The organism is Zoogloea sp. (assembly GCF_028693495.1).
Classification (GTDB): domain Bacteria; phylum Pseudomonadota; class Gammaproteobacteria; order Burkholderiales; family Rhodocyclaceae; genus Zoogloea.
On sequence record NZ_JAQUVG010000046.1, the window covers coordinates 1 to 24520 of the forward strand.

27 protein-coding genes are annotated in these 24520 nt (G+C 66.2%); 6 read left to right on the forward strand and 21 right to left on the reverse strand.

Going from position 1 to position 24520, the window contains the following annotated elements:
• The 3 genes from PHD22_RS09220 to PHD22_RS09230 all read right to left on the reverse strand — a co-directional run.
• On the reverse strand, positions 1–958 hold a 958-nt coding region (locus tag PHD22_RS09220), incomplete at its 3' end, for an NAD(P)(+) transhydrogenase (Re/Si-specific) subunit beta (protein WP_299865421.1).
• A complete protein-coding gene (locus tag PHD22_RS09225) occupies positions 955–1251 on the reverse strand; it encodes an NAD(P) transhydrogenase subunit alpha (RefSeq protein WP_299865424.1) in 297 nt (98 codons plus the stop codon). The genes PHD22_RS09220 and PHD22_RS09225, both read right to left, overlap by 4 nt.
• A gap of 17 nt (positions 1252–1268) precedes the next feature.
• Entirely contained in the window at positions 1269–2393 is a 1125-nt protein-coding gene (locus PHD22_RS09230) for an NAD(P) transhydrogenase subunit alpha (RefSeq protein ID WP_299865427.1), read from the reverse strand.
• 460 nt (positions 2394–2853) lie between these two features.
• On the opposite strand from PHD22_RS09230, the gene PHD22_RS09235 reads away from it, so the two are divergent.
• From PHD22_RS09235 to PHD22_RS09260, 6 genes are all read left to right on the forward strand, one after another.
• Complete coding sequence (locus PHD22_RS09235) at positions 2854–4038, forward strand: acetyl-CoA C-acyltransferase family protein (RefSeq protein ID WP_299865430.1); 1185 nt, start codon at positions 2854–2856, stop codon at positions 4036–4038.
• A 41-nt stretch (positions 4039–4079) separates the two neighbouring features.
• On the forward strand, positions 4080–4931 hold the full coding sequence (locus PHD22_RS09240) for a 3-hydroxybutyryl-CoA dehydrogenase (protein WP_299865433.1): 852 nt from the start codon (positions 4080–4082) through the stop codon (positions 4929–4931).
• Positions 4932–5026: 95 nt separating this feature from the next.
• Positions 5027–5731 carry a histidine phosphatase family protein gene (locus PHD22_RS09245; RefSeq protein ID WP_299865435.1) on the forward strand — a complete coding sequence of 235 codons (705 nt, stop codon included), beginning with the start codon at positions 5027–5029 and terminating at the stop codon, positions 5729–5731.
• Between the two features lie 58 nt (positions 5732–5789).
• On the forward strand, positions 5790–6572 hold the full coding sequence (locus PHD22_RS09250; RefSeq protein ID WP_299865437.1) for an SDR family NAD(P)-dependent oxidoreductase: 783 nt from the start codon (positions 5790–5792) through the stop codon (positions 6570–6572).
• Between the two features lie 34 nt (positions 6573–6606).
• Positions 6607–7386 carry an enoyl-CoA hydratase gene (locus PHD22_RS09255; RefSeq protein ID WP_299865439.1) on the forward strand — a complete coding sequence of 260 codons (780 nt, stop codon included), beginning with the start codon at positions 6607–6609 and terminating at the stop codon, positions 7384–7386.
• A 2-nt stretch (positions 7387–7388) separates the two neighbouring features.
• Complete coding sequence (locus PHD22_RS09260) at positions 7389–7913, forward strand: VOC family protein (RefSeq protein WP_299865442.1); 525 nt, start codon at positions 7389–7391, stop codon at positions 7911–7913.
• A 47-nt stretch (positions 7914–7960) separates the two neighbouring features.
• Here PHD22_RS09260 and PHD22_RS09265 read toward each other — a convergent pair whose 3' ends face one another.
• The 18 genes from PHD22_RS09265 to PHD22_RS09350 form a co-directional block, all read right to left on the reverse strand.
• On the reverse strand, positions 7961–8716 hold the full coding sequence (locus PHD22_RS09265) for a class I SAM-dependent methyltransferase (RefSeq protein ID WP_299865445.1): 756 nt from the start codon (positions 8714–8716) through the stop codon (positions 7961–7963).
• The gene (locus PHD22_RS09270; protein ID WP_299865448.1) at positions 8700–8861 is read right to left on the reverse strand and encodes a hypothetical protein; all 162 of its coding nucleotides are present in this window, start codon (positions 8859–8861) and stop codon (positions 8700–8702) included. The genes PHD22_RS09265 and PHD22_RS09270 overlap by 17 nt, the downstream gene beginning before the upstream one ends.
• A gap of 112 nt (positions 8862–8973) precedes the next feature.
• Complete coding sequence (locus PHD22_RS09275) at positions 8974–9693, reverse strand: SDR family NAD(P)-dependent oxidoreductase (RefSeq protein ID WP_299865451.1); 720 nt, start codon at positions 9691–9693, stop codon at positions 8974–8976.
• Positions 9690–10571, reverse strand: coding sequence for a DMT family transporter (locus tag PHD22_RS09280; protein ID WP_299865454.1), 882 nt, complete (start codon positions 10569–10571; stop codon positions 9690–9692). Before PHD22_RS09280 ends, PHD22_RS09275 begins: the two co-directional genes overlap by 4 nt.
• Before the next feature lie 77 nt (positions 10572–10648).
• Positions 10649–11608 (reverse strand): PDR/VanB family oxidoreductase, encoded by a 960-nt coding sequence (locus tag PHD22_RS09285; RefSeq protein WP_299865457.1) that lies wholly within the window; start codon positions 11606–11608, stop codon positions 10649–10651.
• A 34-nt stretch (positions 11609–11642) separates the two neighbouring features.
• The gene (locus PHD22_RS09290) at positions 11643–13292 is read right to left on the reverse strand and encodes an AMP-binding protein (protein ID WP_299865460.1); all 1650 of its coding nucleotides are present in this window, start codon (positions 13290–13292) and stop codon (positions 11643–11645) included.
• 10 nt (positions 13293–13302) lie between these two features.
• Positions 13303–14403, reverse strand: coding sequence for an acyl-CoA dehydrogenase family protein (locus PHD22_RS09295; RefSeq protein ID WP_299865463.1), 1101 nt, complete (start codon positions 14401–14403; stop codon positions 13303–13305).
• The gene (locus PHD22_RS09300) at positions 14400–15593 is read right to left on the reverse strand and encodes an acyl-CoA dehydrogenase family protein (protein WP_299865465.1); all 1194 of its coding nucleotides are present in this window, start codon (positions 15591–15593) and stop codon (positions 14400–14402) included. The genes PHD22_RS09295 and PHD22_RS09300 overlap by 4 nt, the downstream gene beginning before the upstream one ends.
• Complete coding sequence (locus PHD22_RS09305) at positions 15590–16621, reverse strand: NADP-dependent oxidoreductase (RefSeq protein WP_299865467.1); 1032 nt, start codon at positions 16619–16621, stop codon at positions 15590–15592. The genes PHD22_RS09300 and PHD22_RS09305 overlap by 4 nt, the downstream gene beginning before the upstream one ends.
• Positions 16618–18015: an aromatic ring-hydroxylating dioxygenase subunit alpha gene (locus PHD22_RS09310; protein WP_299865469.1), complete on the reverse strand. Its 1398-nt coding sequence runs from the start codon at positions 18013–18015 to the stop codon at positions 16618–16620. Before PHD22_RS09310 ends, PHD22_RS09305 begins: the two co-directional genes overlap by 4 nt.
• A gap of 45 nt (positions 18016–18060) precedes the next feature.
• Positions 18061–19212: a thiolase family protein gene (locus PHD22_RS09315; protein ID WP_299865471.1), complete on the reverse strand. Its 1152-nt coding sequence runs from the start codon at positions 19210–19212 to the stop codon at positions 18061–18063.
• 16 nt (positions 19213–19228) lie between these two features.
• Positions 19229–19660 (reverse strand): OB-fold domain-containing protein, encoded by a 432-nt coding sequence (locus PHD22_RS09320; protein WP_299865474.1) that lies wholly within the window; start codon positions 19658–19660, stop codon positions 19229–19231.
• A gap of 183 nt (positions 19661–19843) precedes the next feature.
• Positions 19844–20647 (reverse strand): TetR/AcrR family transcriptional regulator, encoded by an 804-nt coding sequence (locus PHD22_RS09325; RefSeq protein ID WP_299865477.1) that lies wholly within the window; start codon positions 20645–20647, stop codon positions 19844–19846.
• A 166-nt stretch (positions 20648–20813) separates the two neighbouring features.
• Positions 20814–21611, reverse strand: coding sequence for an SDR family NAD(P)-dependent oxidoreductase (locus PHD22_RS09330; protein ID WP_299865480.1), 798 nt, complete (start codon positions 21609–21611; stop codon positions 20814–20816).
• 28 nt (positions 21612–21639) lie between these two features.
• Complete coding sequence (locus PHD22_RS09335) at positions 21640–22407, reverse strand: 2-oxo acid dehydrogenase subunit E2 (protein ID WP_299865483.1); 768 nt, start codon at positions 22405–22407, stop codon at positions 21640–21642.
• The gene (locus tag PHD22_RS09340; RefSeq protein WP_299865486.1) at positions 22407–22637 is read right to left on the reverse strand and encodes a lipoyl domain-containing protein; all 231 of its coding nucleotides are present in this window, start codon (positions 22635–22637) and stop codon (positions 22407–22409) included. The genes PHD22_RS09335 and PHD22_RS09340 overlap by 1 nt, the downstream gene beginning before the upstream one ends.
• 41 nt (positions 22638–22678) lie before the next feature.
• Positions 22679–23674 carry a pyruvate dehydrogenase complex E1 component subunit beta gene (locus PHD22_RS09345; protein WP_299865489.1) on the reverse strand — a complete coding sequence of 332 codons (996 nt, stop codon included), beginning with the start codon at positions 23672–23674 and terminating at the stop codon, positions 22679–22681.
• On the reverse strand, positions 23671–24520 hold an 850-nt coding region (locus PHD22_RS09350), incomplete at its 5' end, for a thiamine pyrophosphate-dependent dehydrogenase E1 component subunit alpha (protein WP_299865492.1). The genes PHD22_RS09350 and PHD22_RS09345, both read right to left, overlap by 4 nt.

Here is a 24520-nt window from a genome sequence, read left to right on the forward strand (position 1 = left end):
TGTGCTGGGCGCCCGCCACCGCCATCCCGTAACCCGGCACGACGATGACCTTGCTGGCGTAGCGCATCAGGGCGGCAGCATCCATCGCCCCCACTTCCTTCTGCTCCCCCTCCACGGCCTCGCCACCGCCGGCCGCACCGGAGATCGGGGTGAAGATGACGTTGGAAATGGGCCGGTTCATGGCCTTGGCCATCAGCTGGGTCAGCAGGGTGCCGGAAGCGCCGACCACGATGCCGGCCACGATCAGCGCCGGATTGCCCAGCACATAGCCCTCCATGCCCACAGCCAGACCGGTAAAGGCATTGAGCAGGGAAATCACCACCGGCATGTCGGCACCGCCGATGGGGACGGTGAGGATCACCCCCAGCAGCAGGGCCAGCCCGAAAAAGGCGATCACGTGCAGGGGGTCGGGCTGCTCCGCGCTGATGATCATCACCCCCAGGGCGACGGCAGCCAGTGCCAGCAGCACATTCACGCCATTCTGGGCGGGCAGGCGCCAGGCCTTCTTCATGATGCCCTGCAGCTTGGCAAACGCCACGCAGGAACCGGAGAAGGCCACCGCACCGATCAGCGCCCCCAGCACCGCCAGGGTCGTGACCACCGGACCATGCACCTCACCACGCGCAAACTCGAGCGCGGCGATGGCCGCTGCGGCGCCGCCCCCCATGCCGTTATAGATGGCGACCATCTGGGGCATGTCGGTCATCGCCACCTTCTTCCCGGAAATCCAGGCCACGACCGTACCCAGGGCAATCGCCAGCACCATCAGACCAAAGTTCTGCATGCCAGGCCAGGCAAAGGTCACCAGGGTCGCGACAATCATCGCGTAGCCGGCCCACACCACGCCACGACGGGCCGTGACCGGGGAGCTCATCGCCTTCAGGCCCAGGATGAAGACCACCGCCACACCAAAGTAGGCGGCATGGATCAGGCCCTGGACGGAAAATGCTGCATTCATTGCTGGCCTCCCTTCTTGCCCTTGAACATGGCGAGCATGCGTTCGGTCACCACATAACCGCCGGCCGCGTTGGCCGCGCCCAGCAACACCGCTGCAAAACCGATGGCCAGCTGCAGCGGATCGGCCGGATCGGCCGAACCCAGGGCAACCATCCCGCCCACCAGCACCACCCCGTGAACGAAGTTGGAACCGGACATGAGCGGCGTGTGCAGGATCACCGGCACCCGGGAAATCACCTCATAGCCGGTAAAACCGGCCAGCATGAAGATGTAGAGATAAACCAGACCTTCCATTTTTCTTCTCCAGGGGGTCAGAGGCCGAGGGCCTGGCGCACGCCGGCGTGCTTCACCTGACCACCGTGGGTCAGGCAGGTACCGGCAATCACTTCGTCTTCCCAATCCAGGGCCAGAGCACCCTCCTTCAGGAAGGGCGTGGTGAAATTGAGGAGGTTCTTGGCCAGCATCTCGGAAGCATGGGCCGGCATGCGGCTGGCGATATGGGTAGGACCAACGAGGAGCACATCGCCGACCCAGGTCTTCTCGCCGGCCACGGTACCTTCCACGTTGCCCCCCGTTTCGGCAGCCATGTCCACCACCACCGAACCGGGCTTCATCCGCGCCACCATGTCGGCGGTGATGATCACCGGCGCTTTCTTGCCAGGAATCGCTGCGGTGGTGATGAGGGCATCACATTGAGCCACCGCCTTGGCGAGACGCTCGGCCTGCTTGGCCTTTTCATCCGCGGTCAGCTCCCGGGCATAACCGCCGCTGCCAGCAGCAGACACACCGGTATCCACGAACTTGGCGCCGAGGGATTCAATCTGCTCGCGGGTCTCGGGACGCACGTCGTAGGCTTCGACCATCGCGCCAATCCGTTTCGCCGTGGCAATGGCCTGCAAGCCTGCCACCCCGGCGCCGATCACCAGCACCTTGGCCGGACGGATGGTACCGGCAGCGTAGGTGAGCATCGGAAAGAAACGGGGAGAGTGATCGGCGGCGATCAACGCACACTCGTAACCGGTCACCGCAGCCTGGCTGGACAGCACATCCATGCTCTGAGCCCGGGAAATCCGCGGCAGCAGCTCCATGGCAAAAGCAGTGATCTGTTTTTCAGCCAGCAGACGGGCACGCTCGGCGCTGCTCCAGGGCTGGAGAAGCCCAACCAGCACACTGCCTGGCTTCATCAGCTGAAGATGTTCGGCAGGCGGCGCCTGGACGCACAGCACGACATCGGAACGGGAGAATACCGCTTCCGCAGTGTCCACGAAGTCCACATCGTCAAAGCTGTCATCCCGGTAATGGGCCTGGCGGCCGGCCCCTTTCTGGATCAGGAAACGGACACCAAGGCCCTGGTATTTCTTGACCACATCCGGCACCACAGGCAAACGCCGCTCGCCGGGCAAGGTCTCTGTTGCAATTCCGATGATCAGGGGCATCGAAAGGCTCTTTTCTGTTCTATGTCGCTCCCGTGGGGTGTGATCCGGTGGCACCCTTCTCCGGGGAGAAAAGTCCAGGTCGCCCACTTTGCTGGGGCGACCTGGGAAAATGCAGCACAAGCGTCTAGGGAGAGGATCACGCTTGCGAGCAGGGAGACACACCTTCCGAACAAAACAAACCGTCTTGTTCGTTTTTAATGTTACGAATAAAAATCCTCCTTGCCAAGCCCCGGACTGCAATTTTTTTCCATCCGGCAGTTCCCCTGCGGATCGTCCGGCAACCCAAACGCCTGCTCAATCCCTTGCCAGACAAGGAATTGAGCCACAGCCAGACCCTCCCGGAACCCATGAGACCCATAAATAACAAACCATCAAGACTGTTTGTTTGATACTATCGCCCGGTGCCGTTCCGGCCTCCAGGCGGGAAACGGCCCCCACCCACCGGAGACAGGAAAAAAACATGACTCAGCGCGAAATCTACGTGGTCGGTGCTGCCCGCACGGCTATTGGCACTTATGGCGGCAGCCTCAAGGACATTCCCCTGACCCAGCTCGGCACCACCGCCGTCAGCGCCGCCCTCGCCCGCTCGGGCGTCGAGCCTCAGTCCGTCGGCCATGTGGTGATGGGCAACGTGGTACCCACCGAACCCCGTGACGCCTACCTGAGCCGGGTAGCTGCCATGGACTCCGGCATTCCCCAGGAGACGCCGGCCTTCAATGTGAACCGCCTGTGTGGTTCCGGCCTGCAGGCGATCATTTCCGCGGCCCAATCCATTTTGCTGGGGGACACGGACATTGCCATCGGCGGCGGTGCCGAATCCATGAGCCGCGGCCCCTACATCATTCCCACCCTGCGCTGGGGCGCCCGGATGGGTGACGCGCCGGTGCTGGACTACATGAACGGCATCCTGCACGACCCCTGGCAGAAGGTGCACATGGGCATCACTGCAGAAAACGTGGCTGCACGCTACGGCATCACCCGGGAAATGCAGGATGCGGTTGCCCTGGAAAGCCAGCAGCGCGCCGCCCGGGCCATCGCCGAAGGGCGCTTCAAGGAACAGATCATCGGCGTGGAAATCAAGACCCGCAAAGGCACCAGCGTGTTCGACACGGACGAGCACGTGCGCGGGGACGTGACCCTGGAAGCCCTCGGCAAGATGAAGGCCGTCTTCCAGAAGGATGGCAGCGTGACCCCCGGCAACGCCTCCGGCCTCAACGACGGCGCCGCCGCGGTGGTGCTGGCCGAGGGGAAACGGGCTGCAGCGCTGGGTCTCAAGCCATTGGCCCGCCTTGTCGGGTATGCTCATGCCGGCGTCGAACCGCTGTACATGGGCATCGGCCCGATCCCCGCCACCCGTCTGGTGCTGGAACGCACCGGCCTCACCATTGCCGACCTGGACGTGATCGAGTCCAACGAGGCGTTCGCTGCCCAGGCCTGCGCGGTGACCCGGGAGCTGGGGTTGGATCCGGCCAAGGTCAACCCCAACGGCTCGGGGATCTCCCTCGGGCATCCGGTGGGTGCGACCGGAGCCATCATCACCACCAAGGCCATCTACGAGCTCCACCGCACGGGGGGCCGTTATGCCCTGGTGACCATGTGCATCGGAGGCGGGCAGGGGATCGCCGCCATTTTCGAACGCGTTTGAAACAGCACTTGAAAAAATCAACGCAGCTAGGAGTAACAGCAATGGCAATTCAAACCGTAGGCGTCATCGGCGCCGGCACCATGGGTAACGGCATCGCCCAGGTCTGCGCCGTCGCCGGCGTGAACGTGATCATGGTGGACATCTCCACCGAAGCCGTCGAACGGGGCATCAAGACCGTCTCCGGCAGCCTGGACCGCCTGGTCAAGAAAGAAAAGCTGAGCGCCGCCGACAAGGACGCCGCCCTCGCCCGCATCAAGGGCACCACCGCTTACGCCGACCTGGCCGGCGCCGACCTGGTGATCGAGGCCGCCACCGAGAACGAAGGCCTCAAGCTGCGCATCCTGAAGGAAATCGACGCGATTGTGCCGGCCACCACCGTGATCGCCACCAACACCTCGTCGATCTCCATCACCAAGCTGGCCGCCTCCGTCTCCAGCCCGGCCCGCTTCATCGGCATGCACTTCTTCAACCCGGTGCCGCTGATGGCCCTGGTGGAGCTGATCCGCGGCCTGCAGACCTCCGATGAGACCCTGGCCTCCGTCCAGGCCTTTGCCACGAGCATCGGCAAGAGCCCCATCGTTGCCAAGAACAGCCCGGGCTTTGCGGTGAACCGCATTCTGTGTCCGATGATCAACGAGGCCATCTTCGCGCTGCAGGAAGGCCTCGCCACCGCCGCCGACATCGACGAAGGCATGAAGCTGGGCTGCAACCACCCCATCGGCCCCCTGGCCCTGGCCGACCTGATCGGCCTGGACACCATGCTGTCGGTGATGGAAGTGTTCTACGCCGGCTTCAATGATCCCAAGTACCGCCCCGCCCCCCTGCTCAAGGAAATGGTGGACGCCGGCTACCTGGGCCGCAAGAGCGGCCAGGGCTTCTACAGCTACAACTAAGCCTTTCCTCCGCCGTCCCGGTGACCCTCCTCCACCGGGACGGCCGGCAGGCACCCGCAGGGCTACGGCCCTCCGGGCCCCACGGAGCATTCCCCATGCCTTCCCTTCCCGGCACCCGCTGCCGCCGCCGCATCTACCTGATGCGCCATGCCGAAGTCAGCTACTTTGCCGCTGACGGAACCCCCCTGGATCCCCGCACCGTTCCCCTCACCCCCCGCGGCCGCGAACAGGCCGCCGCCGCTGCCCACCTGCTCAAGGACGTGCGCTTCGACCTCGCCCTCTGCTCGGGCCTGACCCGCACCCTCGAAACCGCCCGCATCGTGCTGGGCGAGCGCCCCCTGGCCCTGGCCGAAGAGCCTCGCCTCAAGGAAGTCCGTGCCGGGCGCCTGCGGGAGGTGCCTGCCGAACACCAGGAGCGGGAAATCGGTTACGCCTACGAAACCTGCACCGATCCGGACGGCGCCTTCATCCGCGGCGAGCGCTGGAGCGAGCTGGCCACCCGGGTGATCGCGGGCTGGAATGACCTGCTGGCCCGCAACGACTGGGCCACCGCCCTGGTCGTGGCCCACGACGGGGTGAACCGGGTCCTGCTGACCCACGCCGCCGGTGTCGGCATCGCCGCCATGAAGGCCTTTGAACAGGATCCGGCCTGCATCAACATGATCGAAGTGGACGTCCACGACGGCCACCTGGAACGGGCCTGGTTGCGCACCGTCAACCTGGCCGCCTGGGACCCGATCCGCGACGGCGACCACCAGGGCGTCATGGAAAAGATCTACCAGCGCTTCAAGGCAGCCTGAAAGACAAACAACCCATCCGGTTTCATAAACCCCATCCACCACGGGAGCGAGACACCCCATGCCAACCACCTCCAGACTTCAGGGCCGCGTCGCCATCATCACCGGCGCCGCCTCCGGCATCGGCCGGGCCACGGTAGACCTGTTCACCGCCGAAGGCGCCTCCGTGGTCGCCGTGGACCTGCCCTCCTCGGCCCTCGGACAGGTCCACGGGGGCCACCCGGCCGTCGTCACCCTGGCCCTCGACGTGACCGACGCCGATGCACCCAGGCGCATGGTCAGCACCGCCGTCGAGCGCTTTGGCGGGCTGGACATCCTGTTCAACAACGCCGGCATCGTGCCGGTCTCCCCGGTGGCACAGATGCCCGAGGCAGACTGGCTGCGCACCTTCGAGATCAATGTGCATGCAGTGATGCGCACCTGCCGGGAAGCCATTCCGGTCATGATCGAGCGGGCCCGGACCACCGGCCACGGACGCATCCTCAATACCGCCTCCATCCTCGGCCATTTCAGCGACCACAGCTGCGGCGCCTACTCCGCCTCCAAGCATGCGGTGGCCGGCCTGACCAAAACCCTCGCCAAGGAAGTCGGCCGCTACGGCATCACCGCCAACTACCTGCTGCCCGGCGCCATCGAGACCAGCATGACCGCTGGCCTGTTCGCGGTGCCGGAAGTGCGCACCCAGTGGGAACAGGCCGCCGCCGTCAAGCGCCTTGGCCGCCCGGAAGACATCGCCCGGGCCGCCCTGCTGCTGGCCAGCGACGATGCCGCCTTCATCACCGGCCACGGCCTGGTGGTGGACGGTGGCGTCACCGTCACCGCCGGCCCCCAGCTCCCCATGTAATCCAACCCGACAAAAGCGTCCCGGAGAGAGCACCATGAGCGACACCCCCATCGTCGAAACCCGCGAAGGCGGCATTCACCGCATCCACTTCAACCGCCCCAAGGTCCTCAACGCCATCAATGTGGCCACCGCCGAAGCCTTGCGCGACGCCGCCCGCCGCCTCAAGGACGATCCGGCCCTGCGGGTCGTCATCCTCAGCGGTGAAGGGCGCTCCTTCATGGCAGGCGGGGACATCAGCCAGTTCCGTGATGACCCCACCTCGGTGCCCGACACCATCATCACCCCCCTCAACGAGGCCATGACGATCTTCGCCGGCCTGCGTGCCCCGGTGATCGCCAGCATTCAGGGCCCGGTGGCAGGCGCCGGCATGAGCATGGCCCTGGCCTGTGACCTGATCGTTGCCGCCGACAGCACCCGCTTCAACTTCGCCTACGTCAATCTCGGCACCTGCTGCGACGTGGGCGCCTCCTGGAGCCTGCCGCGCAGCGTCGGCCTGCACAAGGCCCTGGAGATCGCCCTGCTGTCCGACCCCATCGACGCCACCGAGGCCCAGCGCCTGGGCCTGGTGAACCGGGTGGTACCGGCCGATCACCTGCGCGACGAAACGGACAAACTCGCCCAGCGCCTCGCCCAGGGCGCCCCCGTTGCCCAGGGCGTGCTCAAGCAGCTCATGCGCCGCTCCTTCGAACGGGACTTCGCCAGCCAGCTCGAAGCAGAGCGCCAGGGCTTCGGTACCTGCGCCGCCACCGCAGACTTCCAGGAAGCCGTCAACGCCTTCCTCGAGAAGCGTCCCGCCACCTACCAAGGCCGCTGAACATGACCATGCCCGTACGCCAGATCGCCTACTTCGTCCCCGACGTACGGGCCGCTGCCACCCAGCACGCCGCCCTCTTCGGCTCCGGTCCCTTCTTCGTCGCCAGCCACATTCCCCTGCGCAAGGTGCTCCACCGGGGCCGCAGCGCCGAGCTCGACCACAGCTCGGCCTACGGCCAGTGGGGCGAGGTGATGGTCGAGTTCGTCCAGCAGAACAACCCCGGCCCCTCCGCCTTCCACGACATGTACCCGGAAGGCAGCGGCCGCCAGGGCATCCACCACACCGCCCTGTTCGTGGACACGCTCCCCGCCGCCATCGCCCGCTACGAAGCCCAGGGCTTCACCACCGCCCTCTACGCCGAGATGAACGACGGCTTCGCCTTCGCCATGATCGACACCGTCGCAGCCTGCGGGCACATGATCGAACTCTACGAAGCCACCGACACGCTGACCGGCTTCTACACCTTCGTCCGCCAGGCCGCCGCCGACTTCGACGGCCACGCTCCCGTCCGCGACATCACCCTGTAGGGCCGGAACACTTCAGGCCTCCCGGGCTCTCCCGCGGGGTCGAAATTTCATGTTCTTCCAATCCGCATGTTGATGGGCCAGGCAAGCGGGCGGCAGGTGCTGGCGTCGCCCCAGAGTGTCGCAAGATCATCGGCAAAGCACAGCAGCGCCTCCCTCCCCGCCTCCCGGGCATGCCGGACCGCTGACCAGGTCTGCAGGTAGCCCAGGAACCCGGACAGGTTCCAGTGCAGCCGGATCTCCAGTAGCGGCGCGTCCCATTCCTCGAAGGGAAAGTCGATGCTGGCGTAGCCGGAATCGACCAGTTGGCGCCCGGGTGGCCAGTACGGTCCGATCTCGTCCCGGTAGAAACGCTGGAAGCGTTCATCGAGGGCCGGCTCGAGGTGCACGACCCCATAGCTGATCAGCGCCAGCACGCCGCCGGGCGCGGCAATCCGCCTGGTCTCCCGGTAGAAGGCGGGCAGATCGAACCAGTGGGCCGCCTGGGCGGCAGTGATCAGGTGCGCCGTGCCATCCGCCAGCGGCAGGCGTTCGGCGGGGGCGCACTGGTAGCGGATACGCGGCTCCGGGCGCGCGTTGGCGATCTGGTCCGCGCTGGGGTCCAGGCCCACCACCGCATCGAAATGCCCGGCGAGGAGCCGGGTCAGTTGCCCGTTGCCACACCCCACATCGACGGCAAGCCCCCTGCCGGGCGCCGCGGCCGCCAACAAGGCAGCCAGTTGCGGCGGGTACTCGGGCCGGAAGCGGGCATACGCCCCCGCGCCCTGATCGAACCAGTTGCGCGCCGGATCAGCGGGCTGCGTCATCGCGCCTCTCCCCGGCCGCCAGCCTGAGCTTGGCTGCCGCAATGCGGGCCGAGAAACCTTCCTGCTCCAGGGCCCGGGCTGCCTCATCCAGTTCCCCGGCGTAGCGCAAGAGCTTACCGAGACGGGGGTTTTCCTTTGAGTTCATGGGCCGGACAATACATTGGCGCTCATGCAAGCTTCAAGTCACCGGCAGCGCTCCCCGCCATGAGGTGCCCGCACGCCCTGTGGGTCGAATTCATTCGACCCACAGCAAAGGCTCACCAGGTTTCGCCAAACGGCCGCAGTTCGTGCAGGAAGCTCCACGCGCTCCGCTGCTGGTGGACCAGGTGCCAGACCTCGTCGGCGATGGCGGAGGTTTGCATGAAGAAACTGTCGGGCTGGTCGGCGAAGCGCTGACGGGTCCAGGGCACGTCGATGACGGCGTCGATCACCACGTAGGCCACGTGCACACCCTGGGGCCCCAGATCACGGGCCATGGCCTCGCACAGGATGCGCTGGGCGGCCTTGGTGGGGGCCAGGCCGGCAAAGGCGGCGCGGCCACGCTGGGACGAGGTGTTGCCGGTGACCACAATGGCGCCCTGCCCGGCGGCGATCATGTCGGGCGCCAAGGCTCGGGCGAGGTGCAGCAGGGCCATCACGTTGACCTGGAAGCCCCGCTCCAGCAGAGCCGGGTCCATGTCCATGAAGTGGCCCCGGCCGCCGGCCACGGCGTTGTGGATGAGCACCGCGGGGGCTCCCAGCTCGGCCCGCACCCGGGCCAGGGTGGCGTCGATAGCAGCGTTGTCGGCCACGTCACAGACATAGGCCTGGGCGTCGGGCAGTTCGGCGGCCAGAGCTGCGAGGCGGCCGGCATCGCGGGCCAGCATGGCCACCCGGTAGCCACCCGCCACAAAGCGCCGCACCAGGGCGGTGCCGGTGCCGGGCCCGACACCGGTGAGCAGGGCCACCGGGCGGGGATCCAGGGTTTCCATGGTCATGGGGATGCCGCCCTCCAGGCGTCGCCGCGCTGGTGGATCAGGAGACCCAGGCAGATCGCTGCCGCCCCCAGCCAGGCCTGGGGCGGCAGGGTCTCGTTGTTGAACAGCCCGCCGAGCAGCAGGGCGAACATCGGTGTGATGACCAGGGTCAGGGCCAGGGAGGCCGCCGACAGGCGCTTCATCAGGTAGTAATAAAGGGCAAAGCCCAGCACCGACCCGAACACCCCCAGATAAACGATGGCGGCCAGGCTGCGCAAGGGCAGGCTGGCCGGCACCGCCGCTCCGGTGGCCAGCCAGGCCAGGCCGAAGAGAGGTAGCGACACCAGCATCACCCCGGCAGTCAGGGCCAGGGGCGGGGTGTTGCCTCCCACCCGCTTGACGCCCACCAGGCCGGCCGCATTGATCAACACCGCCAGCAGCACGGCAGCCAGGCCGATGGGGGCATCGGGCCCGCCCAGGTCGGCGCCGTGGCCAAACACCACGGCCAGGCCGACCACCGCCAGGGCCATGCCGGCGAGGCGCAGGGGGGTGAGGGCCTGCTCCCCCAGCCAGACGGCCGCCATCACGCTGGTGACCAGGGGCGACAGGCCGAAGAGCACGGAAATCAGCCCGGAGTGGATGAACTGCGCGCCCCAGTAGGTGCACAGCATGGTGCCGAAGAGGCTAAGCCCACCAATCAGGTAAGCCGGCCACACCCCCCGGCGCAGGGGAAAGCCGGCTCCAGTGAAGTGCAGCACGCCCAGTGCGCACACCAGCCCTACCACCATGCGGGCGAACAGGGAGAAGGCAAAGCCGCCCCCAGGCAGGCTCCAGTTGATCGCCAGCGGCGTGGTAGACCACAGGACGATCACGGAAAGATAGGCGGCAGGAGTGGACATGGCGAACCGGCGGCAAGGCAGGCGGCCGGAGATCCGGCCGACCCGTGAAAAGCGGGGGCGCAGGCCGCCCCGGACGGCTACAGATCCAGCACCAGCAGCGTGCCCCTGGCCCGCGAACAGCACGGGAGGAACTGGTCGTTGGCGGCCTTCTCCTCGTCGGTCAGGTAGTTGTCCCGGTGGTCCACCTCTCCCTCCAGCACCCGGGTCAGGCAGGTACCGCAAACCCCCTGCTCGCAGGACACCTCGATCTCCACCCCGGCCTGGCGCAAGGCGGCCACCACGGTCTGGCTCGGCGGCACGCTGACGCACTTGCCGCTGCTGGCCAGCTTGACCTCAAAGGTGCCGTCGGCGGAGGTATCCACCTTCTGGCCGGCAAAGTACTCGAAGTGCACCCGGTCACTGCTCCACTGGCGGGCTGCTGCCCCCTGGGTCACGAAATCGATGAAACCACCGGGGCCGCACACGTACAGGTGGGCGTCCGCGCCGGCCGCGTCCAGGACAGCGGCCAGGTCGAGTTTCTGCTCGGCAGGGCCGTCATCGAAATGGAAATGCACCCGCCCGGCAAAGGACGATGCCTGGATCCGTGCGACGAAGGCAGCCCGGTCAGCGGCGCGGGCGCAGTAGTGCATCTCGAAGTCGGCGCCGGACTGGGCCAGGCGTTCGGCCATGCACAGGATGGGTGTTACCCCGATGCCCCCGGCAAAGAGGATCGAACGCTTGGCCGGCACCAGCGCAAAGTGGTTGCGGGGGGCGCTGATGCGCAGCACCTGCCCCTCCTGGAGCAGGTCATGCACGGCAACGGAGCCACCCCGGGACGCGGGGTCCCGGAGCACACCGATCAGGTAGCGGTGAGACTCGGTGGGATCGTTGCACAGGGAATACTGGCGGATCACGCCAGGCTTCACCTCGACGTCGATGTGGGAGCCGGCGCTGAAGGGGGGCAGGGTTGCCCCCTCCAGGGGCGCCAGCTCGAGGGAGACGATGTCGGTGGCTTCCACCGCCTTGCGGGCGATGCGAACGGAAAGGGGGGTACTCATGGTTCAGGTCTCCTCGTTGTTATTGTGGCAGGCCTCAGGCCGGAGCCTGCAGGCGCTCACGGATGTCGGCCCGCAGGCGGTCCTTGCGGATCTTGCCGGAGGCGGTGCGGGGGAAGTCCTCCACCACCATCAGGCATTCCGGATACTTCTGTTTGGCCACGCCCGTGGCGGCTACAAAGGCCAGCACACCGTCCAGGTCCAGCGCTGGAACCCCGGGCTGGAGAATCACGTAGGCGCACAGGGTTTCCCCCAGACGCGCATGAGGCATCGAGACCACCGCCGCCTCCTTGATGGCCGGCATACGGTGGAGGATGTCTTCCACCTCCTTGGCACTGACCTTCTCGCCGCCCCGGTTGATCAGGTCCTTCTTGCGCCCGGTGATGACGATCGCACCTTCCGCGGTCAGACGCCCCAGATCACCGGTGGCGAAGAAACCGTCGGCGTCGAAACTGGCGGCCGTGGCCTGCGGATCACCGTAGCCGAGGAACATCGCCGGACCGCGGACGCAGATCTCGCCTTCCTGGCCGATGGAGAGGGGGTGACCCTCGTCGTCCGCCACGCGGACCTCGTAGTCGGCAATCTGCCCGTCGGTGGTGGCAGCCAGCTCCACCTCGTCCTCCCCGGAGAAACCCAGAGTGGTCAGGGGAACCTCGCTGGAACCATACACCCGAAAGGCCCGGCACTGCTCGAGCACCTCGTAGGCCTTGCCGATCAGGGCCGGCGGTACCTCAGCGCCCCCGCAGGCAAACACCTGCAGGCTGGGCAGCCGACGCCCGGCCTGTTCGGCCGCGCTCAGCAGCTCATGCAGGAAGGGGGTGGCGCCAACGCTGGCCGTCACCTTCTCGGCGTCAATCAGGTCGAGCGCCTCGGCGGCGCTCCAGCGCTCCATGAACACGGTCCGGGTGTCGCTGCAGAAGGGAATCTCCATGCCGCTCTGCCCGGTCACATGGGTGACCGGCGAGGCCATCAGCAGCACATTGGCGAAGCCGGGCACCCCGGACCCGCGGGACCAGCGCTCGAAGGCGCGCCGGAGGCGCAGGGGCCCGGTATTGTGGGTATGCAGCACACCCTTCGGACGCCCGGTGGTGCCGGAGGTATACAGGATCATCTTGACCGCGTTCGGGTCCACCCGGGGGCGCTCCGCGAGGGGCAGACCCTCGCCCACCAGCGCTTCATAGCTGCCCGCCCCGGCGCCGGCGCGGACGCTAAAGCAGTGACGCAGGAGCGGCAGATCCGGAGCCAGACGGTGCATCATCGCCGTGTAATCGAAGCCCCGGTAGTCCCCGGGGAAGAAGGCCGCCTTGACCCCTGCATCGGCAAGCATGAAGGCCACTTCCGCGTCCCGGTAGATGGGCACGATGGGCGCCACCACCAGACCGAGCATGGTGGTCGCCAGGTCGATGACCACCGCTTCCCGCCAGTTGGGCAGCTGGAAGCTGACCACATCGCCGGCCACCAGTCCGCGCTGCCGCAGGCCGGCGGCCAGATGCTCGGCTTCGGCAATCAGCTGGCTCACCGTACAGCGCTCCTCGCCGAACACATGGGTCACCCGCTGGGGATCCCGTTCGGCCAGGGCGTAGGCAAAATCAGCCAGGGTCTTGTTGGGCCAGTCACCGCTGGCGCTGTACCGCTGGATCAGGGTCTCGTCGAGGCGAACCTGCCAGCCGCTCACATCCTTGCGCATGGGGCTCTCCTCAGTGGGGGCTGGCAACGGCCAGGGTTGCGTCGGTGAAGCGTGCAAAGTGGGCATCACGACTGCCGAACAGGGCGGCGTTCACCATCAGGCGGCGGAAGTAGTGGCTCACGTCCAGCTCGTCGGTGACACCCAGGCCCCCGTGCATCTGGATCGCCTCGTTGCACACCTTGCGGGCGGCATGGGCGATGTAGGCCCGGGCGCCGCTGACAATGCGGGTGCGCTCCTCGGCGGGGCCTGCCAGGGCCTGCTGGGCGGCGGCCACCAGGGCGCGGATCTCCTCCTGCAGCATGAAGCAGTCCACCATCCGGTGCTGGAGGGCCTGGTTGCTGCCGATGGTCCGGCCGAATTGCTTGCGCACCTTGAGATACTCGGTGGTGATCGTTACCAGGTTGCGCACGATACCCAGGCTTTCGGCACAGAGGGCAACCGTCGCCTCGTCACGGATCGCTGCCAGGGACTCGGCAGCGCTGTGGCCAGACTCGGGCTGGAGGCATTCCGCCTGCACACCCTCGAATGCGATGAGGGCGGCACCGCGGCCGTCCACCAGCCGATAGGCCTTGCGGCTGACCCCCGGGGCCTCGGCGTCCACCAGCACGACCACCGTCTCACCGGCCGTATCCCGGGCCGACACCAGCAGCTTGCCGGCCACATCCCCATGGAGGACACCCAGCTTGCCGCCGGTCAGATGACGACCGTCGAAGACACAGGCCTGGCCCGGTGCATCCTCGTCGGCCAGGGCCAGCACCAGGGAGCCGTCCGCCAGCGCGGGCAGCAGGGTGGCCTTCTGTTCCGCCGAGCCCTGCCGCAGGAGCAGCCCGGTACCCACCACGGCACTGGCCAGCAAAGGCTCCATCAGCAGGCGGGCACCGACGATTTCCATGATTGCGCCGACCGCCACCGCATCCCCATCCAGGCCGCCCTCCTCTTCGGGGAGACGCAGGGCCAGGAAGCCGAATTCGGCAAAATCGCTCCAGGCCTGGGGGCTGTAGCCGGAAGGCTGTTCCAGCACACTCCAGCGCTGGTGGAAGCTGTAATTGTCTTCCGCATAACGGGCTGCGCTGTCGCGCAGCATGGCGATGGTTTCGAGATCCGTACTCATAGCCCCAGTACCGCCTTTGCAACGATATTGCGCTGAATCTCCGACGAGCCACCGAAGATGGTCGCAGCGCGGTTGTAGAAATGATCCTTGAGAATGCCGCCCGTGTCGTCGGGCCCCAGGGGAGGCAGCCCAGCACGGTGGAGGGCTTCCCCATCGAAAGCGACACCCGCCGCTCCCAGGGACTCCACCAGGGTCTCCATCACTTCCTGGTACAACTCGGTGCCACGGATCTTGATCAGGGAAGCTTCGCCACCGTTCTCGCTACCGTCGGCCATGGCCGCCACCGCCTGGTAGGCGGCAAGCTCCAGGGCCAGGAAGCGCAGTTCGTACTCACCGATGCGGTTGCGCAGCAGGGGCTGCTCGATCAGGGCGGCCCCGTCCACCCGCGTTTCCCGGGCGTGCTTCTTGAGGCGGTCCAGCACGTGCCAGGCCCAGCCCACGATGGCGCCGGCGGTACGCTCGTTCTTGAGCAGGAACTTGGCATAAGTCCAGCCCTTGCCTTCCTCGCCGATGAGGTTCTCGGCGGGGACCTTCACATCCTCCAGCCACACCTCATTGACGTGGGCGTAGCCGTCCATGGTGCGGATCGGCACGACCTTCACGCCGGGGCTGTTCATGTCGATGAGCAGGAAGGAAATGCCACTCTGGGGCTTGTCGTCGCGGTCGGTGCGGACCAGGCAGAACAGCCAGTCCGCCCACTGGGCATAGGTGGTCCACACCTTCTGGCCATTCACCACGTAGTGATCGCCTTCGCGCAGCGCGGTGGTGCGCAGGCCCGCCAGGTCGGAACCGGCGCCCGGCTCGGAATAGCCCTGGGCCCAGAACTCCTCGGTGGTCTTGATGCCGGGCAGGAAGCGCTGCTTCTGGGCCTCGCTGCCGAAAGCGTAGATCACCGGTCCCACGTACTTGACGCCAAAGGGGATCACCCACGGACAGCCCAGACGGGCCAGCTCGTCCTCGAAGGCGAAGCGCTCGAGGGGCGACCAACCCTTGCCGCCGTACTCGGCCGGCCAGTGGGCCACCGACCAGCCCTGCTGATCGAGCAGACGCATCCAGCGGACGTAATCCTCCTTCGACAGCACCTGATGGCGGTGAGACTTGTCCCGCAGGTCGGCGGGCATCACATGAGCGTAAAAATCACGCACTTCCTGGCGCAGGCGCTCGGCCCGGGCCCTCAATTCCTGGGTCATCGTTGCCCCTCGTCGGAAATCTTAACCAGCTGGACGCCCCGGTTCTGACCACGGAACACGCGTCCGATGGCGTCTACCACGGAATCCAGGCCCTCCAGCACTTCGATCTGGTATTTCAGGCTGCCATCGGCCACCCATTCCTGCAGGGTGCCCACCACCTCCTGGTAACGATGCAGGTACTCGCTGACCAGAAAACCCTCCATCCGTGCGGCCTTGTTGACCAGCGTCATCAGGGAGCCGGTGTTCTGGGTGACCCCGCCGTTGTAGCTGGACACCAGCCCGCACAGGACCACCCGGCCCTTGAAGCGCAGGCGCTCGATGAGCATGTCCATCACCGGACCGCCCACGTTCTCATAAACGATGTCGATGCCCTCCGGGCACAGCGCGTCCAGGCGGGCGGCCACGTCGTCATGACGGTAGTCGATGACGCCGTCCACACCGCACTCGTCCCGCAGCCAGGCGCACTTCTCGGCGCCACCGGCGATGCCGATGACCCGCAGCCCGAGCCGCTTGCCGATCTGGCAGACCAGGGAGCCGACGCTGCCGGCAGCGGCAGTGACCACCAGGGTCTCCCCGGCCTGGGGCCGGCCGATCTCGGTGAGGCCGCACCAGGCGGTCAGGCCCTGTACATCCAGCACCGAGCGATAGGCCGCCAGGGGAACCCCCGGACGGGGGCTGATCTTCTGGAGCTGGGCGGCGGGGGCGACGAACCATTCCTGGCAGCCCCCCAGGCCGTTCACGTAATCACCGGGGACCAGGGAGGGATCCTGCGACGACTCGACCACCCCGAGGGTAATGCCGGCCATCACCTCGCCGAGGGGCTGGGGCGGAAAATAGGTTTCCTTCTCGTTCATCCACAGGCGCATGGACGGCGGAATCAGCAGGTACAGGTTGCGGACCCGGACCTCCCCCAGCCCGGGCTCGGGCAAGGGCGGACGGGTCACCTGGAAGTGCTCCCGCCCCACCTCGCCCGCCGGGCGGGCGATCAGCCGCCACTGGGTGTTGAGGGTGGCCAGGGGGGAATTCACTTGCCCTCTCCCAGACCCAGGTATTTGTCCAGGGTCTCATGGTGGTGACGGATGCGGCTTTCCTGGTAGCTGGCCAGGCTGACGGCGCCCTTCTTGGACGCCCGCAGGCCCTTGGTCATGGCCCCCAGGTTGCGCATGTCCTGGTCGAACACCGGACCGAGGGCACCCAGCTCGGCAGCAGCCGAGAAGGGCTGGTCGTCGGGCAGGCGGTTGAAACGGGCCGGCGGGGGCGGGACTTCGCCTTCCTTGTGGCGCCACAGCAGCATCACGTCGAACAGGCAGCTCTCGTGATTGTCGCCATCGGGGATCACCCGGTACACGATGTTGCCGCAGTAACCGGACCAGATCTGGGTATTCGGGAAAATGGAGTACAGGATGGCGTCCTGCAGCTCGGCGAGGGTCGCGTGGGACAGATCGCGGCCGGAGGCTTCGCCGAAGATGCGGCGGTTCAGCTCGCCGATGTACTGGCGGGTGGTCTGGCCTTCCGGCAGGGTGTGGGCGTCACCGTTGGAGTCAGCCATGCGGCCGGACTCTTCCAGGATGTCGTGCAGCACCAGGGGCTCGGGAACACCCCGGGTGTGGCTGCTGGGCACTGCCATCGGCGTGACACTGCGGCTGATGTTGTCGCCGTACATGTCGTACTGACTGTCGCAGTCCGCCGTGAAGGTGAGCAGCTGGGGATGGGTCACGTGGGCGTGCATGGACTCCATGAAAGCTTCCTGGGCCACCTTCCAGTTGGCTTCCACCCGGCGCTGGACGTGAGCGACGATGACCGAGCGCTCGAAGGCGTAGTCGCGGAAGTGGCTGGGCAGGGCATCCAGGTAGTCGATCAGGGGGGTGGCGTTCTCGTCCATGTTGATGAACACGAAGCCCAGCCAGCTTTCCACCCGCACCTCGGGCAGATCGTTGTTGCGACCTTCCAGATGCTTGAAGTCCCAGGTGCAGGGAATGCTGGCGAGCTTGCCCTTCAGGTCCCAGGTGAAGCCGTGGTAGGGACACTTGAGCTGGCCGACGGTGCCGCCGCCCATGCGCAGGGCGCGACCGCGGTGCAGGCAGGAGTTGTGGAAGCCGCGGATGACCCCGTCGTCACCGCGCATCACGATGATGGAGTGACCGACGATGTCGTACACCAGGTGGTCGCCGGACTTGGGAATCTGCTCCTCGCGACCGACGAACTGCCAGGTCTTCGGCCACATCTTCTCGGCTTCCAGGCGGTGGAAATCCGGGGAGGCATAGCGTGCCGTTGCCAGGTCCGCGTCGCCGAAACCAGGATAGCTCTGGGCCAGGTAGTCGGGCACCGGCACGGTTTCCTGTTTCAGCAGCTCCTGAAACACCTGGGGATCGCCGCCCTGCTCCTGGGGCAGGATTTCGAATTTTTCTGAAGGCTTGTTCATGGTTTTGTCTCCGTCCGTTTCTTGTATGTGAATATCAGGCTGATCTCAGCTGGCCTGGAGGATGGTCACGGCACTGACGCCGGGGGCGCCGTAAACGTGGGTGTAACCGAGGCGGGGCGTACCGGGCACCTGGCGCAGGCCGGCCTGTCCCCGCAGCTGGGTACAGATCTCGATGACCTGGCGCAGGCCGGAGGCACCCACCGGCTCCCCGTTGGCCAGGCAGCCTCCATCGGTATTGATGGGCAGGCGGCCGCCGATGTCGGTTTCACCGTTCTTGAGCAGGAGGGCCTGCTCGCCGTGTTCGCAGAAGCCGTTCTCGGCCATGTGGATCAGTTCAGAGCCACTGTCCGTATCCTGGATCTGGATCACGTCGATGTCTTTTGGCCCGACGCCGGCGAGCTCGAAGGCGGCCCGGGAGGCCATCACCGTCGGTGCCGGGGACTGCTGGGCGGCCAGGCCCGGATTGAAGACTTCAAAGGAGCCGTGGTGGCGGGTCCGCATCACCGCGGCCTTCACGATCACCGGATTGGCGGTGTACTTGCGGGCATGCCTGGCGCTGCACAGAACCACCGCAGCGCCCCCTTCGGCCGGGTTGCAGAACATGAACTTGCGCAGGGGCAGGTTCACCGGCATGGACTCGGCGATCTCCTCGTAGGACAGTTCCTTGCGGCGCCAGGCATGGGGCGTCAGGGCGCCGTTGCGGAAGGCCCGCTGGGCAATCTGCACCAGAGCCTCCTCAGGGATCCCGTGTTCGTGAAGATAGCGCTGGGTCTTGAGGGCGAAGAACTGGGTGGTCAGCATCAGGCCGGTCTCCCCGTACCAGTCCTCCAGCCCCCAATCCTTTGGCTTCGGATTGAAGGCGCCGCGGGGATGCTTGTCAAAGCCCACCGCCACACCGATCTCCGCCACACCGGACTGGATCGCCGCAATCACGCTGGCCAGGGCCGAACCGCCCGTGGCACAGCCGTTGGCGACGTTCACGAAAGGAATGCCGGTCAAGCCCAGCTGGTTGGAGAGGGCATCCGCATTACCTCCGTCCTGACTGCCGCCATAGGCCACACCCACATCCTTCCAGGCGATGCCCGCATCCTTGAGTGCCTCCCGTACCGCGTGGGCGCCCTGCTGCTGGCCGGACAGGCCGTCGGTGCGTCCGAAGGGATGCAGGCCGATGCCGATGATTGCAACTTCGTTATCCATGAGGTTCTCCGGTGAGTCAGACGGGCGCAAAGGCGTAGGTGTACACCGGCTCCTCGCCGGCGACCTGGCGATAGGCCTGCAGGGTCAGGCGCATGGGCATGCCGATCTTCAGCAAGGCCGGATCGGCAACGGTGAGGCGAGCCTCCACCTTCACGCCGGAGGGCATCTCCACATAGCCCACGCCATAGGGCCGGAAGTCCGCCTCCGCCTCGCCGCCGTTGTAAGGCGCCTTGGGCTGAAAGCCCTGGAGGGTCCACGACCACAGGTGCCCGTGGCTGCCCAGGGAGCAGACCTCCATATCGGTGGCGCAGCAGCGGGTGCAGCCGCGGCTGGCCGGGAAATACACCTCGCCACACGCACGACAGCGGCTGCCCATCAGGGCAGGCTCCGCACCGTCCAGATCGAGCAGTTCGGGACAGGCAAGTTTCAGGGGGGAATCCAGCTTCATCGATCGGCCTCAGTTAGGTATAAAACAATCAATCCTGTTTGTTATAGTACAGCAAAGATCATGATGTGGCCAACAGGGAATTTGATTTACTGAAAGCGCCGCTGCCGCATCCGGCAGGCCCGTGGACCGGATGCCTCCAGCCCAATGAAAAAGGAGCCCTTCGGCTCCTTTTTCATTACCAGCTCAGCTCTCCACCGGCTTGCGGGTCCGCCGGGGCCGGGGCTCCGGCGCTGCCAGCAGCGGGGGCTTGGCCCCGTGAGCCGTCTCGTAGGCCTTCTCGAACTCCAGCATGGCAATCGAGGCCAGCAGCTGGTGCAGGCGTTGCAGACGGTCTCCCTGCATGTAGGGCGTCGGATTGACCGCCACCCCCTTGAGGGAGTGGAAGAAAAGGTCGCGCAACACTTCGCCGGTCTGGGGATAGTCTGCCCAGAACGGAAAACGCTTCAGCATGCTGGCATTCTTCCGCTCATCGAGGGCCTTTTCCAGGGGCAGCATGACCTTGGCCAGATCCTTGTCAGTACGGGCGCCGCGCTGGAGCTCCTGCAGGGCGATGAACGACGGCCGGCCGTAGTAATACTTCTGGAGCACCACCAGGGTGTCGAGCATGGACTCGTAGGTGGCCAGGTTGCCCTCGGGCAACTTGATGCGGCGGCAGGCATCCTCGTACTCGGCGGCCCGCAGATCGGTGATGTACTCGGCAGCGGCCTCGAAAACATCGGCCCGGGATTTGAAGTGGTGGGTCATCGCCCCCCGCGAAACACCGGCCTTCTGGGCGATTTTCTCGGTGGTGGTCTGGGTGTAGCCCAGATCCACAAGGCACTGCAAGGTCGCCTCGAGGATCTGGTTACGGGTGGCCTGGCTCTTCTCTGCCTGCCAGGTACCGCCGGCAGCCCTGGAGCGGCTTGCCTCGCGCTTGGGCCGGGCAAGCTGACGGACGGGCGGCGCCTCGGCCGCCAGCAGGGATTCCGGCGTGTTTTCCTTGATCATGTGTGCGTGTCCCTTCGACCATGCGTCGACCATGAGCCTGGTCGCAGATCCGGGACCCATGGGCCTCACACCGATGCGTCCCCGACCCGGGCGGAACTCTCCCGGGCCCATGCCCGGGAGAGGTTGCCGTTATGTTTATGTCGTGATTCTGAAACTGGACCGGATTCTACGACAAGCGCACCGAGTGTCCATAGTCCACCGTCAGTACACTGCCGTTCATGTAGGACGAGGCCTCACTGGCCAGCAACAGGAGCGGACCGTCCAGCTCTTCCAGACGGCCGAGCCGCTTGGCCGGCAGATTGTCAATCTCCTTCTTGCCAGCTTCCGACTCGTAGAAGGGATTGGTCATCTCGCTGGGGAAGTAGCCGGGCGCAATCGCATTGACACGAATCCCGTGAGGCAGGAGATCCAGGGCCATGTAGCGGGTCATGTGAAGCAGCGCGCCCTTGGTGGTCCCGTAGTTGATGAAGTTGGGATACGCCAGATGGCCGAGGATGGAGGCGATGTTGATGATCGAACCGCCCTTGCCCGCCGCGATGAGCCTCTGGGCAACCACCTGGGACGCATAAAACGGACCGGACAGATTCACGTCCAGCACCGAGGTCCATTGCTCCTCGGTCATCTGATAGAACACGGTCGGGTCGGTGGCGCCCGCATTATTGACGAGGATCTCCACCGGCCCACCGAAACGGGCGGCGATGGCGTCCAGGGCCGGGCCGATGCTGGCCTTGTCGCCCACATCCATGCGGCAGGCCATGGCCTGACCGCCCCCATCGCGGATTGCTGCAGCGACGGATTCGACACGCTCAAGCCGGCGAGCCACGCAGGCCACCTTGGCGCCGGCCGCGGCCAGCACATGGGCCATGCGCTCCCCCAGACCCGAGCCGGAGCCGGTCACCAGGGCAACCCGGCCTTCCAGGGAGAACCGCTTGAGAACTTCGCCTGCCTCTACTTGGGTGGTCATGTTCTTTTCCTTATTGGTTGGAGATGGATCAGGCCAACGCGGCCGGATCGGCCAGCGCGTCGGCGATGCAGCGGGTGAAGCGGGCCGCATCGGCGCCGTTGATCACCCGGTGGTCGTAGCTGAGGGACAGGGGCAATACCGGCACGCTGACGACCTGACCATTCACCAGCTTGAGGCGCTCGGCCGTGCGGGTGACCCCGAGGATGGCCAGTTCGGGCGCATTGATGATGGGGGTGAAACCAGTCCCTCCCAGGTTGCCCAGGGAACTGATGGTGAAGCAGCCGCCCGACATCTCGGTGATCGGCAGGCCCTTGGTGCGGGCCCGCTCGGCCTTCTCGGCCAGTTCAGCCGCGATTTCCGGGATGCTCTTGCGATCGCAGTCGCGGATCACCGGAACGACCAGGCCGTTGGGGGTCTCCACGGCAATCCCGATGTGGTAGAACTTCTTCAGCACCAGCCCATCACCATTGGGCGTGAGGGAGGCGTTGAAGCGCGGGAAGGCCTGCAGGGCCTTGACTGCCGCCTTGACCAGGAAGGCCACCTGGGTGACCTTGACCCCGGATTCGGCCGCCAGAGCCTTGCGGGCAGCATCCAGCCCGGGCACCTCGGCCTCATCCTGGTGGAAAACGTGGGGAATCTGGGCCCAGTTACGGGCCAGGAAGGACGCTACCAGCTTCTGGTGACGCGGCAGGGGGACCGTCTCGACCTCGCCGAACAGGCCGAAATCCATCACCGGCATGGGCGGCAGGTTGGCCGGCCAGGCCGGTGCCGCCGGGGCTTCGGGCTTGGTGCTCATCACACCAGCTCGCCGATGACGGTGCCAACCTCGTAGGTTTCGCCGGCTTCCTTGAGGATCTTCAAGGTGCCGTCGGCCGGGGCCTCGACTTCCTGCACCGACTTCTCGCTCTCCATGGTGTAGAGCAGCTGACCCTTGGTGACGGCGCCGCCGTCCGGGATCATCCATTCGGTGAGGATGGCTTCATTCACGGAAAAACCGAGCTTGGGGAGGATGATTTCAGTCGTCATGATCGTGTCCTTTTCTGTAAGGAGGGTGCGGTATGGGAGGTTTATTTCAGCGTCTCGTGGACCGCCGCCAGGATGCGTTCCCGGGTCGGCACGAAAGCGGTTTCCAGGGGCTTGGAGAAGGGAACCGGCGAGCGCGCCGCGCCCACCCGGGCGACCGGCGCCTTGAGCTGGCCGAAGAGCTCCTTGTGCAGGCGGGCGGAAATCTCGGCACCGACGCCGAAATCCACCTGGGCCTCATGGGCCACCACCACGCGACCGGTCTTGCGGGCCGAGGTGAGAATGGTGTCCATGTCGAGGGGAGCAATCGTGCGCAGGTCGATGACCTCGGCAGACACGCCCTCCTTGGCCAGCCCCTTGGCCACGGCGCTCACCTCATGGAGGGTCTTGCTGTAGCTGATCAGGGTGATGTCGCTGCCTTCCTGCACCACCCTGGCCTTGCCGATGGGTACCCGCTCGCCCTGCACCGGGGCCTCACCCGGCACGAAATACAGGGGCAGGTTCTCGATGAAGATGCACGGATCGTCGTCGAAGATGCATGACAGCATCAGGCCATAGGCGTCCGCCGGGGTGGCGGGCGCCACCACCTTGAGGCCGGCGGTGTGGGCAAACCAGGCTTCCAGGTAATCGGCGTGCTGGCCGCCAGTGCCGAAGCCGGCGCCGGTGGTGGTACGGATCACCAGCGGCACGTGGGTCTGGCCGCCGGTCATGAAGCGCAGCTTGGCCGCGTGGTTCACGATCTGGTCCATCGCCACGGTGGTGAAATTCATCAGCATGATCTCTGCCACCGGGCGCAGGCCGGCCAGGGCTCCCCCCACGGCGGCGCCCACGATGGCCTGCTCGGCGATCGGCGTGGACTTGACCCGGCCGGTACCGAACTTGGTGGACAGGCCGGCGGTGCATTTGAACACCCCGCCGCCTTCCCGGTCGGCAATGTCCTCGCCGAGGACGACCACGGACTCGTCCATGGCCATGGCGTCGTGGAGGGCCAGGTTGATGGCCTGGGCGATATTCATCTTCTTCAGGGCGGCGGTGCTCATGCTTGGGCTCCCTCGGCAACGACATCCTTGTCGAGCTCGGATACATCGGGATAAGGGCTGGCCAGTCCGAATTCGACGGCCTCTTCAAAGGCGGCAGCGTTGCTGGCCTCAATGTCGGCAAGCGCGCCATCGGTGGCATGGCCCTGCTCGATCAGCCAGGCGCGGAAGCGCGGCAGCGGGTCGGCGGCGATGGCAGCGGCCATTTCTTCCTTGGCGATGTAATGGCTGTCATCGCCCATCAGGTGGCCACGGAAGCGGAAGGTGTTGGCTTCCAGCAGGGTCGGGCCCTCGCCGGCGCGGGCGCGGGCGATGGCGGTGGCTGCGGCCTGCCACATGGCAACGGCGTCGTTGCCGTCCACCTCGACGCCAGGGATGCCGTAGGCCAGGCCCCGGTCGGCGATGGTGGCGGCGCCGGTGCCGTATTCATATTTGGTGTGCTCGGCGTAGCCGTTGTTCTGGCACACGAAGATCACCGGCAGCTTCCACACCGCGGCCAGGTTGAGCGCCTCGTGGAAGGCACCGATATTGGAGGCGCCGTCGCCGAAGTTCACCACCGTGACCTGATCGGTGCCCTTCAGCTGGGAGGCCCAGGCCAGGCCATTGGCGATGGGCAGGCCGGCGCCGACGATGCCGGTGGTCACCGGCAGGCCGGAGGCCACGTGGGTCACGTGCATCGGCCCGCCCTTGCCCTTGCAGGTGCCGGTGGCACGGCCAAACAATTCGGCCATGAAGGGCTTGAGCGGAATGCCCTTGGCCAGCTGGTCATGGATGCCACGGTAAGTGGTCACCACGTAATCGGCCGGTGTCAGGCTCACCGAGATCGCTGCCGGGATCAGTTCCTGCCCC